The following is a 14,561-nucleotide window of genomic DNA, read 5'->3' on the forward strand; positions in this document are numbered from 1 at the left end:
GCAAAAATTATCAGGGTAAAGCAATGGTGAGGGTAATCGCTTGCCCCGGTTCCAGCAGCGTATTCAGGGGTATCTCCTCGGGCATCCCTTCCCCTTCGGGCAGCAGCAGGGTGTGGTTGGCCACACGTCCCACGCGCACATCGAAGGAAGGCAGGGCCATATGGTACCCGCTGATGACGACCTTGCCGTTTTCCGTATACATCCGCTGTCCGGGCCCCGGCTGATGCGGCAGGCCGGCCCCAAAATCCTGATAAACCGTCTTTTCCAGATAAATGCAGCCCCCGCTGACACTGAACCAGTCCTCCACCGGACTCAAGGCCACGGAATGCCTGTAGCGAATGGCAAACCGGCTGCCGTCCGGTGCGGGACGACTGAAAAGCTCCCTGCCGCCGCTGTCGCGCAGCACCAGACGTTGCCCGTCCTGTGCCTGCGCGCTGGAAAACTGATGCGGCGCAATGCCCGGCAGCCCCGCTGAAAAAAACAGCAGCATCATGCAAAAAACAAGAACATTGCGCCGCATCGTCAATATATCCTGAGTCAGAAGTCTGTCCGTTCAGGCAAGTTACTTGATGTCCAGACCCTTTTCCTTGAAGTACTTGAGAGCACCGGGATGGAAGGGGATGGTCACGCCGTCGGCGGCATGCTGCAGGGAGATCTCCGCACCCTTGTTATGCGCCTTGGCCACGTCGGGCAGGTTTTCATACAGGGTCTTGGTCAGCGTGTAGGCCACGTCGTCAGGCATGCTCTTGTTGGCCACCAGGATGCACTGCACGGACAGGGTGGGCACGGCGTCCTTCTGGCCCAGATAAGTGCCGGCAGGGATGGAATCCTTCACGAGGAAGGGGAACTTCTTGACGATCTCGTCGACCTTGCTGCCGGCCAGGGGCACAAAGACCACTTCCTGGGCAGTGGTGATGTCCTGGATAGCGGGGTTGGGCGTACCGATGGTGAACACAAAGCCGTCCACCTGACGGTCCTTGAACTGGTCGGCGGTTTCACCGTAAGGCAGGAAGATGGGTTCGATATTCTTGTAATCCAGACCATAGAAGCCGAAGATCTGGCGGCAGTTCACTTCGTTGCCGCTCCCGCGGGCGCCCACGGAAACTTTCTTGCCCTTGAAGTCGGCCAGGGACTTCACGCCACTTTCCTTGCTGGCCACGACGTGCAGGTACTCAGGATACAGACGGCCGATGACGCGCACGTTGTCCAGCTTGGTGCGGAAGGGGGCCAGACCGTTGAAGGCGGAGTCGGCCACGTCGTTCTGCACCATGGCGAAGTCCACATCGCCGGCCTGCACCAGACGCATGTTCTCACCGGAGGCGCCAGTAGCCTGGGCGGTCACGGAGATGGCACCGCCGCTCTTGTTGGAGATCACCTGGGCAATGGCACCGCCCAGGGGGAAGTACACACCGGAGGTACCGCCCGTGGCCAGAGTCAGGCGTTTGGCGTCGGCATGGGCCAGCGAAGCGGCCAGCAGCAGACCTGCCGCCAGGACAAGACTGAGAACTTTCTTCATAGGACTTCTCCCGAAAATGAGGTTACGGAGCACCAGCACCAGCAGTGCCCTCACTACCATTCTTGAATATACACCAAACAGCCCAAAAGGGCAAATAGCGCTTCTCCCACGCCGTCTGGCGGGATCCGCCATTTGACTTGCCCCCCTGCAAAGGCATATATGGAAATGGTACAACACCATGCATCCAGCCAAGGAGTTCTCCATGGTCAAGCGTCACTTCAGCCTTCTGCTTGCCCTGCTGGCCTGCATCGCCATGCTGGGTGGCTGCGCCAGCAAGTACGGCTCCCAGACAACGCAGGTCAATTACTATCCCCAGTGCTACAAACCGGTGGCCCAGTTACGCGCTGATGAGGACCGCGTCAACAACTCCACTGCCGGCGGGGCAGTGGGGGGCGCCCTGCTCGGCGCGCTGATCGGCGGCCTGGCCACGGGCAAAGTGGAAGGCGCACTGGCCGGCGCGGTGGCTGGCGGCGCTGCCGGTGCCGTGGGCGGCAATATCTACGGCAAGTCACAGCAGCGCGAAAACGATCGCCGCCTGCTGGCCAGCTACGCGGCCCAGCTGGGCGAGGACAGTGCCGGCATGGACCGCGCCACAGCTGCCGCCCGTCTTTCCTCACGCTGTTATGACGACCAGTTCAAGCTGGCCGCGGCCCAGTACAAGGCCGGCGCCATCAGCAAGAGCGAATTCCAGGAGCGCTATACGGAGATCCGCAGCGGCCTTGAGGAAACGTCCCGTATCCTGAAGCTCACCTACGACCATGTGCTCGAACGCGATGCCGACTTCCAGAAGGCCGTGGCCGAAGCCCAGGCCAAGGGGCAAGTCTCCCCGGCCCAGCCGGCCCCCCGCCAACAAAAGAAGGCCTGGAACAATTCCCGCAAGGAGCTGGAAACCACGCGCCAGGACGTGGACACACGCCTGGCCACCTATGAACAGACCGTCAACAACCTCATGATGTAACCGCAGGGCGCGCTTTTCCCGCAAGAAAGGTGCGCCTTTTTTTCGGAGCATACCCCTATGGCTGACGATCCCAGGAATATCCCCGATCCCCAGGACACTCCCGGCGCGACTCCCGAGGCTGCTTCCCGGACGGCCCGGACCGGGGACCCCACTCCCTCCGAGGAAATTTCCGCGCAGGCTTCCCCAGCGCCACTCCCGGTGCCGTGGTACCGGCGTCCGCTGTTCTGGGGCATCCTGCTGCTCCTGCTGGCCCTGGGCGTCTTCGGCTGGCTGCTCTGGAAACAGTGGCAGGCCGCGGGAGCGGAAAAGAAAGCCCAGGAAGACGCCCTGGCGGCCCAGCTGGCCCGGAATGCCGAGATGGATGCCTATTTGGCCCAGCTGAGGGCCCTGCTCAAGGAAGATCCCTGTGTCATCAAGGAAAAGCTGGCCCAGCTGCCTCCTCCCCCCGGAGGGGCCCTTGACATCGTCCCCCAGAGCCAGCCTGGCGAACCGCTGCGGATCCCTTCCGATGCAGCATCGCAGGCCCCGGCCGTCACCCCCCAAAAAACTCCGGCCCGGCCCGGCAGCATGGCCCAGCTGCTGGAGCAGGCGACCGTCTTCGTGCTGGCGCGCCAGCCTCAGGGACTGTCCATGGGATCCGGCTTTTTCATCAGCCGCCGCCATATCCTGAGCAATGCCCATGTGGTGGGCAATGCCAGTCAGGCTTTCGTCATCAGCAAGGCCACGGGCGGGGTCCTGCAGGCCACGGTCCGCCACCGTACCCAAAGCGACGGCCGCGATTTCGCCCTGCTGGAGCTGCCCGCCGACGCCGCCATCTCGCCGCTCGCCTTCGCCCCCGGCGTGGAACGCACCCAGCGGGTCAGCGCCTGGGGCTTCCCCGGCGCCGTCACCAATGATGATCCCAAGTTCATGGCCTTGCTGCAGGGACATGAGGCGTCGGTCCCCGAAGTGGTCTACACGGAAGGCGTCGTCAGCGTCATCCTCGAACGCACGCCCCCGCTGGTCGTGCATACGGCCACGGTCTCCCAGGGCAACAGCGGCGGTCCGCTGGTCAATGAACAGGGGCAGGTCGTCGGCATCAATACCTTCATCAAACTCGACGACGCGTCCTACCGCCAGTCCAGCATCGCCATCGCCGTCAGCAGCATCACCGCCTATCTGCAGGAGACCGGCGTCCGCTTTGAACAGTCGCCGGCGGCACCGGCCCCACAACAGGCCCCTGGACACGCCGGCCAGAAAGGGGTGAAACCATGAGCGTCTTCCTGCTTACCAGCCAGCGCAACGCCATGCGCGCCCTGGCCAGTCAGGGCATCTTCGTCACTGACTGTCATGCCCAGGTCAGCAGCATCATCGCCCAGCACCTGAGCCCTGCCCACGCGGCCCTCATCGCCGAGCCCCAGCACGATCCCGGTCAGCAGCGCATCGACTGGTACGCCGCAGTCAACGGCACGGCCACGCCCGTGGCCGATCTGCCCGCGGAGGAGGCGGAACAGCTGAAAGCCCGCGCCGGGGAACTGGCACGCGACATCCTGCATCTGTCCGAGCAGTGGGGCAAAGACGCGCAAAGCCGCGAAGCTCTTGCCGGGCAGATGCTGACCCTGGTCCTGCAGCATCCCAACGAAGGCGACCTCTGGTCCGTGGACGGCCAACCCGTCCTGGTGAACTGGGGTTTTGCCCCGGGGGCCGTAGGTGCCATGCCGCAAGACCTCAGCCGCCTTGGTGGTGCCATCCCGCCCCCCCCACCGCCTCCTGTGGCGCCTGTGGCCGTGGCCGCACCGGCTGCGGCGGGCAGCGGCTGCCTGGGCTGGCTGCTGCCGCTCCTGCTGGCCCTGCTCCTGCTCTGGCTGCTGCTGGCGGCCCTGGGCCTGCTGCCCTCGCCCCTGCCCTCCTCCTGCCTCAAGCCTGCGGCCGATCCACGTCTGGATCAGGCCACGCAGGCGGCTGAAAAACAGCGCAGCGAGCTGGAAGAACTGCTGCGCCAGCTGCGGGAAAAGGCCCTGCTCTGCAAACCGCCGCAGCCCAAACCGGACCCCAGGCCGGAGCCCGAACCGGAGGTGGTCACGCCCCAGCTCGTGCCCGACAAGCCCATCGAGCCGGCTCCTGAGCCCAAGCCCGCACCCAAACCCAAGCCGGAGCCCAAACCGGAACCCAAGCCAAAGCCGCAGGACGATCTGAACATCCCCGCCGATGCGGCCAAGAAAAACGATCTGAGCTTCCTTGAGGGCTGCTGGCAAAGCAATACGGGGCTGTTCTCGCATCCGAGCAATACTCCCATCATCGCCGAATACTGCTTTGACAAGAAGGGCCAGGGCCGTCGTTTCGTGCGTGAGAAGAACGGACAGGTCTGCAGCGGTCCGGCTACAGCGCGCTTTGAAGGCGACCGCCTTGTCTGGCGGGCCGGATCGGCCCCCTGCCCCAAGGGCAACCAGTATGTGCCCCAGCAGATCCAATGCACCGGCAATGATACCAGTACCCGCTGCCAGGGTGTGGAACAGAGCAAGAACCGGCTGCGCTGGAAAGCCGATTTCAAAAGGAAGTAAGCATGGATGCCATTCCTCATTACCTTTCGCCTGTCAGCATCATCCCCGGCGGCTGCCCCCAGTTCCTTGATTTCGCCCTGCCGCTGGATGCCCTGAGCAAGCATATCCGCTACTTTTATGAAGAGCTGAAAGGGGAAGGCAGCGACGGGCGCTATACGCATTACCTCCACTGTCTGGACAACAAGGACGACAGTTTCACGGACCAGCTGACCGGCAAGGAGTACAACGGCGAAACCTACTCCATGCAGGCGGCCAAGGAGCTGAAGACCTGGGACGGCCAGTGGCTGCCCGTCCCCTTCCTGCGCAGCCTGGAGCAATGCTGGCCCGACGGCGGCAAGTGTTTCGAATGCGGTCCCTCCAACTGGGCCCGGGCCCGGGTCATGCCGTCCAGCAGGGATCCGCGCATGCTGCGGGTGGTGATCCTGTTCGATACCACCGTCGAGGAACGCCCCGGCAGCGGCGAGCATTATCACGCACTTTCCCCGCAGGATGTCAGCGCCCACGGGCATTTCATGCTGGCCCACCATGTGCGCGACAACTCATGGTTCCTCAATGAAGCCTGGGTGGACCAGTGGCTGCTGGAGATCTACACCGCCCGCAGCCAGGGCAAAAGGCGCGGCCAGGCCTGGGGCGAGGAAGATCCCTATGTCCTCAAGCATCTGGCCAGCTATCTCACCTGGCTGGATATCGTGCGCCTGGCCGTCAAGGACGTGGCCGTGCAGGTCATCAATCCCGCCCGGGATACACCGGTGGATGTGGACCTGATCCTGGACATCGGCAATTCGCGCACCACGGGGATCCTGGTGGAGACCCCGCCCCAGTGCAGCACGGACCTCAACCAGAGCTATGTGCTGCGCCTGCGGGACCTGAGCCAGCCGGATCTGGAATACGCCGACCCCTTCGAGACCCGCGTGGAATTCGTGGATGCAACCTTCGGCAACGATACCCTGAGCCGTCGTTCCGGGCGACAGACCCCGGCCTTCGCCTGGCCGTCGGCCGTGCGCATCGGGCCTGAGGCGGCCCGTCTGGCCACGCAGGCCGTCTGCGCCGAAGGGACCACCGGCATGTCCAGTCCCAAGCGTTATCTTTGGGATGAGCGACCCTGGCAACAGACCTGGCGTTACAATACCTGCGGCAATACCGAACCCATGGTCAACCGCGGCCTGTTTGCCCGTCAGCTCAATCCCCAGGGCACGCCCCTTTCCTGCTTTGAGGATCCCCTGTTCCGGCGCAGTCCCTCCCTGAAGAAACAGCAGCCGGAACCTGTATTCGAGTCCCTGTTCACCCGCTCCTCCCTGATGATGTTCATGGTGGGCGAGATCCTGACCCAGACCCTGATCACCATCAATTCGCCCGCCACCCGGGCCCGGGGGCGTCTGCCCAACCTGCCCCGCCGTCTGCGGCGCCTGATCTTTACGGTGCCCACGGCCATGCCCGTAGCGGAAAAACGCATCTTCCGGCGCTGGGTGCTCTGGGCCGTCAGGGTCATCTGGGAAGGCCTCGGCTGGTCGGAGTGGTATGTGCCGCCGCAGCAACAGAACAAGGGCCGCAGCGGAGACTACCGCACCAGCCCGCTGGTACGCTGCGATTGGGACGAGGCCAGCTGCTCCCAGCTGGTGCTGCTCTACAATGAATTGACCGTCAAGCAGCACGGTGACGCCCACCACCTTTTCCGCCTGATGGGCAAAAAACGCAGCCGCTATAACGACCACCCCTGCGTGCGCATCGCCTCCATCGACATCGGCGGCGGCACCACGGACCTGTCCATCACTACCTATGAGCTGGCCAGCGGCGAGGGGGACACGGCCCGCATCGTACCGCATACGGAATTTCGTGACGGCTTCAATATCGCCGGTGATGAAGTGGCCCGCGAAGTCGTGCTACAGCACGTCATCCCCGCCATCTCCGAAGCCCTGCAGGCAGGCGGTGTCCAGGAACCGCGCCTGCTGCTGGCCCAGCTCTTCGGGCGCGATACCATCGGCATGTCGCAGGAGCAGCGCAATACCCGCATCCGTCTGGTGCGCCAGGTGGCCCTGCCCGTGGCGCTCGGCCTGTTGCGCACCTGCGAGCAGGGCAACGGGATGCACATCGACCAGGCCTGCACGCTGGGGGATTTCTTTGAGCCCGCTGTGGAGGAAGATCCCCGTAACAAACAGGCCGGCGGGGACGCGGAGGCCCAGGCAGACGATGGCCGCTTCCATCCCGACATCCTGGCGCCGCGCCCCCAGCAGCCCGTGCTGGATGCCGTAACGGCGCTGGTACGCGATGCTGTCCCCGGGCTCAACGACTTCTCCATTATGGATGTGCCCATCACGGTCAGCCCGCAAAAGCTCCATGCCACCATCCAGCGTACGCTGGCCTCCACGCTCTCCGCCCTGTGCGAACTGGTACACCTCTATGATACCGACATGCTGCTGCTGACGGGCCGTCCCAGCGCCTGGGCGGTGGTCGCCTCTACGGTCATGGCCAAACTGCCCGTGCCGCCGGACCGCATCATCCCCATGCGCCAGTATCATGTGGGCAGCTGGTACCCCTTCCCCGATACCCTGGGCCGCATCCAGGATCCCAAGACCACCGTGGTCGTGGGGGCCATCCTCTGCGCCCTGGCTGAAGGCCACATCGAAGGTTTTTCCTTCGATTCCAATGCGCTGCGGCTGACATCCACCGCCCGCTATATCGGCGAACTGGACATCAACACCCAGCTGCGCACGCCCAAAGTCTGGTTCAAGGTGGACGTGGACGCCAAAAACGGCGTGGAACAGAGCAGGACCGTGGCCTTCAACGGCCAGCTCGGTATCGGCTATCGCCAGCTGGGGGCCGAACGCTGGCCCGCCACCCGCTATCATCTGCTGACCTTTGCCGGTGAGGATGCCCGTGCCCGTGCTTCCGGTCGTCTGCCATATCAGGTGGAAGTGACCCTGAACGTGGCCGAGATACTGGACGACGACCTGCCCCCTGCCGGCAGCGAGCGGGAAGAGCGCAGCGAAGGGGAATTCAGCATCACGAATATCACCGACAATGCCGGGGGCTTTGTCCCGCCCAGGGATCTGGAGATACGCCTGCAGACCCTGCCCACGGATGAGGGCTACTGGCTGGATACCGGCGTCGTGAACGCTGCCAACTAGCGACGGACAGACAGGAGCATCATATGCAGGAACAAGACATCCAGCTGGCAGCGCGCTGTGCCCGCCTGACGGAACAATCGCGCCAAGCCGCCGCCTGGCTGGCCGACAATCGCGAGACCGTGGGCAGCGAATGCACCACGCTGCAAAAAGAGATGCGCCGGGCCGCCCGCTTTTTCGGCAAGTGCGAGCAGGCCGCCCGCCGCAAGATGTGCGTGGGCGTCTTCGGGCCCAGCCAGTCCGGCAAGTCCTACCTCATCTCGGCCCTGGCCCGCGACAGCCGCGGCGATCTGCTGGCGGATTTCTGTGGCCGCACTTCGGATTTCATCACCGAGATCAATCCCGAGGGCGGCAAGGAATCCACCGGACTGGTGACCCGCTTCACCACCACGCCGCCCCAGGGCCTGACGCCGGAATTCCCCATCCGCTTGCGCCTGCTGTCCGAAATGGATGTGGTCCGGGTGCTGGCCAATACCTATTACGCCGACTGCGAACACAAGCAGATGCCCGACGCAGAGGCCATGCGCTCCGCCCTGGAGCGTCTGACCCAGACGGCGCGCCAGTCCGCGCCCGGTGTCAGCCATATCACGGCTGACGATATGGAAGACCTGCGCGAGTACGTCAACCGCAATTTCATCTCCAAACCCCGTGTCCAGATGCTGCAACAGGGCTACTGGACGCAGGCCGTCGGCCTGGCACCGCTGCTGCCGCTCTCCTACCGGGCGGAGCTCTTCGGCATCATCTGGAACAGCCAGCCGAGATTCCAGCAGCTTTTCCTTGAATTGTGCCAGGCGCTGGAAGCCCTTGGCAATCCGGCCGAAGCCGATTGTCCGCTGGAGGCCCTGTTGCCGCGCCAGACCAGCATCATCGACGTGGCCCTGCTGGCCGGTCTGGGCTCCAATGACACGGCAGATCGTCTGACCCTGCTGGGCAAGGACGGACGCAAGGCCGCCCTGCCCCGGGCCGTGGTCACGGCCCTGACCGCAGAGATCACCATCTTCATGAAGGAACAGCCGGACGATTTCTTTTCCTACACGGACCTGCTGGACTTCCCGGGCTATCGTTCGCGCCTCAAGCTCCTGGATCTGGACAAGGAGCTGGAACGAGAGGGCGCGTTGCAGAACCTGTTCCTGCGCGGCAAGGTGGCCTATCTTTTCGAGCGCTACTGCGAGGAACATGAGCTGACCAGCATGCTGCTCTGCATCGGCCCCGGCAATCAGGAGGTGCAGGATCTGCCCCGCGCCGTGTACGAATGGATCTGCTCCACCCACGGCGAAAATCCGGCCCACCGTGCGGGCAAGGCCCCCTCCCTGTTCTTCGTGCTGACCAAGATGGACATGGAGTTCGAAAAAAAGGCCGGGGTCCTGTCCGTGGAGCAGCGCTGGAACACGCGCCTGCAATCCTCCCTGCTGGACTTTTTCGGCAAGCAGCACGACTGGCCCACCAACTGGGACGGCGCGCATCCTTTCCGCAACATCTTCCTGCTGCGCAATCCCAATTTCCGCTGCGAAGCCATCTTCACCTTCGACGCCCAGGGCAACGAAAGCGGCATCCGACCCGATCAGGTCGCCTATGTGGAGGAAGTGCACCGGGCCTTTGTGGATTCCCCCCTGGTGCGCCGCCATGTGGACGATCCCGAATCCGTCTGGCAGGCGGCCATGACACTCAACGATGGCGGCATCAGCCTGTTGCGGCAGAAGCTGCGCCCCCTCTGCAACCCCGAGCTCAAGCGCCACCAGATCAGCGTGGGTCTCGACGAGCAGGCCGAACGGGTACTGAACAGCCTGAGCGTCTACTATCAGAGTGACGACAGCGAAGAGCTGCGCAGGCAGAAGGAAGCCCTGGCCCGCAATCTGGCCGTGCTGCTGGCCCGGGTGGCCCAGAACCAGGCCTTCGGCGAGATGCTCCGCCGTCTGCAGGTCAACGATCACGACCTCTACACCCTCTGCGCGCAGGTCACGTCCGGCCTGAACGAAGCGGAGAGCAGCGCGACAGCCTCCTCCATCGGCGTACGCGTCTCCCAGCAGGACATCCTGGACGATCTGTTCGGCGACGAGGCGCCGGTGGCCACCGAGCTGCCCGGCTCTGCGCCCGCCGCAGGCAAGGACAGCGCCGCCGAACTGGCGGAAGCCGTTTTCGACGCATGGGTCGAGCAGGTGCGCCAGTTCGCCGCCAGTGCGGAGAGCCGTACCTTTTTTGCCCTGCCTGCCCGGGAGCTGGACCAGTTCTGTCACGAGCTGCTGCTTTCCGCCCAGCGTTGCCGCGTCCGGCAGCAGATGGAAGAGGACCTGCGCGCCTGCTCCGCCTATGCCAACCTTGAGCGGGAACGTCTGCTCTGGAAGCAGGCCAGTCTGGCGGCCGACGCCATCAATGCCTTTGTGGACTGGCTGGGCTTCGACCCGCGCCACCGCAACGAACAGGAGCGGACCATCCTCTTCCGTGAAAAACCGGTGGTCCTCTTCCCTGCGGTCAGCGATCCGGTGGGGGAACCGCTCATCGGCGACGTGGAAGCCCCCTATGACCGCCAATGGTACACCGACTGGCTGCGCGCCCTGATGCACGGCATCACCGCCAACGTGGACTTCGGCGGCCAGCAGATCCGCAACCCCCAACAGAACAAACGCCTGTATGACATCTTGCAGGCTTTCAAAGGCTGATGCCCATGATCAAAGCTTTCATTGCCCCTGATGCCGCACGCACGCCCGGCGTGGCCATCATCTCCGTCTATGGTGCTCCCGGTACAGGTCCGGCCGATGTGGCCATCTATTCCGGGGAGGGCAAATATCTTTCCGCCTCCGGCTGGCAGGAAAGCCGCACGCCCCTGCCCGTGGAGGCCCATGACGACGACAGCGGCTGCCTGCGCCTGCAGGTGGGGCCTGCGGTGGTGGACAATCTGGACAAGCTGGAGCGCTATCTTTTCATAGCCGGCGAACAGAAATGCGGCCTGCAGATCCAGGATCTCGTCTATTCGCGCATGGAAGGGGGCCACGGCATGGGGCAGCCCGTACCGGCGGCTCCGGTACAACCCGCCCCCCAGCCTGCCCCCGCTCCCGAACCGGAGCCGGACCCCGTTCCCGCGCCGGAACCAGAAACAGAGGCCCCGCCGCCGCTGCTGGCGGAACCGCCTCTGGAGATGGACCGGCAAGCCGCCGCCACAGAAAAAAAATCCTCAGGCAGTCTGCTCTGGATCATCCTGGGACTGGTGCTGCTGGCCCTGGCTGCGGCAGCGATCTGGTGGTTTTTCCTGCGGGCCACGCCCCCGCCTCCGCCCATGACGCCCCAGACGCCTGAAACGCAGCAGGGGACCCAGGACAAAAGCGCGCCTGCGGCAACGGAACCTGCGCCTGCCGCTTTGCCGCCGCTGCAACAGGCCCGCGAACATCTGCGCGGTACGGCCGATCCCGAGACCAGCCTGAAACTGGCCCTGCCCCTGCGTACACAGCAGGCCGGGGTGGAAGAGAGCGATGCGGCCTTCCTGCTGCTGGAGGATGCCGCCCAGAAAGGCAACGTCGAAGCCATGTTCCTGGTGGGCCAGTTCTATGATCCGCAGGCGAGCCTGCCGCGAGGCAGCCTCCCCGCCGACATGAGCCAGGCAAAGCACTGGTACGAAAGCGCCAAAGCCAAGGGCCATGCGGGAGCCGACAAAGCCCTGGCAGACCTGCACCGTCGTGTGGAAGCCGAGGCCGCCAAGGGCAATGCGGAAGCCGCGTTCCTGCTGCGCGACTGGAAATAGGAGGATACCATGCCACGAATCTGCCGACAGCTCCTTGGCGTCCTGTTGCTCCTGCTGATCGCCGCACCGACCCTGCAAGCCGCGCCACTCCTGCAGGAAGGCAAAAAGACCCTCTACCAGCGCGTTGTCTCCCATCCCGGGGCCCGGCCCCTGAAAGAAGCCCGGGACGGCGCGCCCGCCGCCCGTGATGCCCTGGTCCCCTTTACCGTGCTCTATGTCTACGCCCGCCAGGGGGACTGGCTGCAGGTGGGTCTTGATGCCCAGACCGCTCTCGGCTGGCTGAAAAAAGACCAGGCCACTGACTGGAACCAGTCCCTGACCCTGCTCTTCACACCGCGCACGGGGCGCGATCCTGTGCTCTTTTTCAAGACGGAAAACGACCTGAAGACACTGTGCGAAGCCACCGACATGGAACAGCGGCTGGACAGCCTCACCGCTGCCGCCGCCGGCGGCAAGGATACCGCCTCCCTGCCCATCCTGGCGGCGGAGCCCGCAGAAAAGCAGGGGGCCGTGGCCCAGAAGCGTTTTTATCTCATGCCCATCCTGGGTATGGACCGCGCCTTTGAGGGCGTCAACCTGCTGCAGGTGGCCTCCATCGACCCCGGCAGCAGCCAGTCCGGCGCTGTAGCCGGCCCGCCCAAGACCGGTATCGCCCTGGTCATGGATACGTCCATATCCATGAAGCCCTATATCGACCAGAGCCGCGACATCATTCGCCAGCTCTATGACCGTCTGGAAAAAGACAAGATGACCGACAACGTGGGCTTTGCCGTGGTGGCCTTTCGCAGCAGCACGGAAAAGACCCCGAAACTGAACTATACCGCACAGGTGGTCAGCGACTTTGCCACGGCCAAGGATCGCAAGGCGCTGGAAGCCCGCCTGGCCGCTGTGGAACAGGCCACTGTCTCCAGCCATGATTTCAATGAAGATTCGCTGGCCGGCATCTACACGGCCATCGACTCCCTCAACTGGGGCCCCTACTCCACGCGCCTGATCCTGCTGGTTAGCGATGCCGGTCCGTTGCGCAACGATGATCCCTATGCCTCGCAACGCCTCGGCGCTGCGGAAATGAACGACCTTGCCCGCCAGAAGGGCATCTGGATCACCGCCATGCACATCAAAACGCCCGGCGGCGCCAAAAACCACGCCTACGCCGAGCAGGCCTACCGCGCCCTGAGCCGCATCGCCGGTGACCAGTCCAACTATCAGGCCGTCAATGCCTCCAGCCACAAGGAAGCGGCCCGCCAGTTCGGTATCGTGACCAAGATCCTGACCACATCCATGGTGGATCTGGTCAAGAACACCACGGAGGGCAAGATCATGACCCGGCCCAAGGACGAGGCCGTGCCCGCCACACCTGAAGACCAGGCCCGCCAGCTGGCGGAACGCCTGGGTTACGCCATGCAACTGGACTACCTGGGCCGCAAGAACGACAACCGTGCGCCGTCCGTGGTGGATTCCTGGATCGCGGACATGGATCTCAAGCGTCTGGCCCAGGGCCGTCAGGTGCCCAGCGTGGAGGTGGCCGTCCTGCTGACCAAGAACCAGCTCAGCGACCTCAGCACCCAGCTGAAAACCATCATCGACAACGCCGAACGGACCAAAAAGACCGATTCCCGCGACTTCTTCCAGGGCATCCTCTCCGCCTCGGCCCGCATGGCCCGCGATCCCAACATGCCCACACAGGGCAAGAGCCTGGCGGAGCTGGGCGTGCTGGCGGAATTTTTGGATGGCCTGCCCTACAAGAGCGACATCATGCTGCTGCGCGAGGACGACTGGTACCGCATGAGCATCGGTGAACAGACGGCGTTCATCAACCGCCTCAAGTCCCGTCTGGCCCGTTATGAAGAATACGACCGGGACCGTGCCAACTGGGAAAGTTTCGGCCAGAGCAATGCCGGGGACTGGGTCTATCGCGTGCCCCTGTCCATGCTGCCGTGATGTGGGGAGCTCCATGGAAAATATGGTCTTTTCCCTGTACGGGCTGCAGGTCGCACGGCCGGGACGGGGCGCGTTCCGCCTGCAGATCCGCCGTCTGGAGGCACAGCGGGGCCAGCTGCTGGCCCTGGTGGGCCCCAGCGGTTGCGGCAAAAGCACGGCCCTCGACGTGCTGGCAGGCATCCTGAGACCCGAATGCCGGGATGACGCCCGTTTCCTGCTGCATACCGCCGACGGCGAGACGGATATCCTGGCCCTGTGGCAGGGCAACAGACTAGACAGGCTGGCCCGCCTGCGCGGCAGGCATCTGGGTTATGTCCTCCAGACAGGCGGCCTGCTGCCCTTTCTTTCGGCCCGGGACAACATCCTCTTGCCCTGCCGCTGTCTGGGCAGGCTGGGCCACCGTCTGGAAGCGGTCTGGAACATGGCGACAGCCCTGGGACTGGACAGGCTGCTGCAACAGATGCCGTCCAGTCTGTCCGTAGGTGAACGCCAGCGGGTGGCCATTGCCCGGGCCCTGGCCCACGGACCGGACATCGTGCTGGCTGACGAGCCTACCGCCGCGCTGGATCCGCAACAATCCCGCAATGTCCTGGGCATCTTCGCCGATCTGGCCCGACAGCAGGAGACCACGGTGGTCATGGTCACCCATGATCCCCGCATGGCCGAAGACGCCGGTTTCACCCTGGTGCCCATGACCTGCAGCAGCACGGATGACGGTCCCCTGTCCGTCATCGACCATCCCGGGTGGTGA

At 64.2% G+C, this 14,561-nt stretch carries 10 protein-coding genes; 8 read left to right on the forward strand and 2 right to left on the reverse strand.

Features of this window, described 5'->3' with window-relative positions; genetic code table 11:
- Nucleotides 1-10: 10 nt before the first annotated feature.
- Nucleotides 11-520, reverse strand: coding sequence for a DUF1850 domain-containing protein (locus Q1X76_RS00485; protein WP_300717415.1), 510 nt, complete (start codon nucleotides 518-520; stop codon nucleotides 11-13).
- A gap of 42 nt (nucleotides 521-562) precedes the next feature.
- Nucleotides 563-1,516 (reverse strand): TAXI family TRAP transporter solute-binding subunit, encoded by a 954-nt coding sequence (locus Q1X76_RS00490; RefSeq protein WP_300717416.1) that lies wholly within the window; start codon nucleotides 1,514-1,516, stop codon nucleotides 563-565.
- Nucleotides 1,517-1,694: 178 nt separating this feature from the next.
- Here Q1X76_RS00490 and Q1X76_RS00495 point away from each other — a divergent pair, with 178 nt between their 5' ends.
- From Q1X76_RS00495 to Q1X76_RS00530, 8 genes are read left to right on the forward strand one after another with little or no spacing between them, the layout of a single operon-like run.
- Nucleotides 1,695-2,474 carry a glycine zipper domain-containing protein gene (locus tag Q1X76_RS00495; RefSeq protein WP_300717417.1) on the forward strand — a complete coding sequence of 260 codons (780 nt, stop codon included), beginning with the start codon at nucleotides 1,695-1,697 and terminating at the stop codon, nucleotides 2,472-2,474.
- Nucleotides 2,475-2,531: 57 nt separating this feature from the next.
- Nucleotides 2,532-3,728: a serine protease gene (locus Q1X76_RS00500; RefSeq protein ID WP_300717418.1), complete on the forward strand. Its 1,197-nt coding sequence runs from the start codon at nucleotides 2,532-2,534 to the stop codon at nucleotides 3,726-3,728.
- On the forward strand, nucleotides 3,725-5,014 hold the full coding sequence (locus tag Q1X76_RS00505; protein WP_300717419.1) for an SrfA family protein: 1,290 nt from the start codon (nucleotides 3,725-3,727) through the stop codon (nucleotides 5,012-5,014). Before Q1X76_RS00500 ends, Q1X76_RS00505 begins: the two co-directional genes overlap by 4 nt.
- Nucleotides 5,015-5,016: 2 nt before the next feature.
- Nucleotides 5,017-8,139: a virulence factor SrfB gene (locus Q1X76_RS00510; protein WP_300717420.1), complete on the forward strand. Its 3,123-nt coding sequence runs from the start codon at nucleotides 5,017-5,019 to the stop codon at nucleotides 8,137-8,139.
- A gap of 23 nt (nucleotides 8,140-8,162) precedes the next feature.
- On the forward strand, nucleotides 8,163-10,793 hold the full coding sequence (locus Q1X76_RS00515) for a virulence factor SrfC family protein (protein WP_300717421.1): 2,631 nt from the start codon (nucleotides 8,163-8,165) through the stop codon (nucleotides 10,791-10,793).
- A gap of 5 nt (nucleotides 10,794-10,798) precedes the next feature.
- Complete coding sequence (locus tag Q1X76_RS00520) at nucleotides 10,799-11,869, forward strand: sel1 repeat family protein (protein WP_300717422.1); 1,071 nt, start codon at nucleotides 10,799-10,801, stop codon at nucleotides 11,867-11,869.
- Between the two features lie 9 nt (nucleotides 11,870-11,878).
- On the forward strand, nucleotides 11,879-13,810 hold the full coding sequence (locus tag Q1X76_RS00525; protein ID WP_300717423.1) for a vWA domain-containing protein: 1,932 nt from the start codon (nucleotides 11,879-11,881) through the stop codon (nucleotides 13,808-13,810).
- Between the two features lie 13 nt (nucleotides 13,811-13,823).
- Nucleotides 13,824-14,561 carry an ATP-binding cassette domain-containing protein gene (locus Q1X76_RS00530; protein ID WP_300717424.1) on the forward strand — a complete coding sequence of 246 codons (738 nt, stop codon included), beginning with the start codon at nucleotides 13,824-13,826 and terminating at the stop codon, nucleotides 14,559-14,561.

The sequence above is a fragment of the uncultured Desulfovibrio sp. genome (assembly GCF_949282365.1).
Classification (GTDB): domain Bacteria; phylum Desulfobacterota; class Desulfovibrionia; order Desulfovibrionales; family Desulfovibrionaceae; genus Desulfovibrio.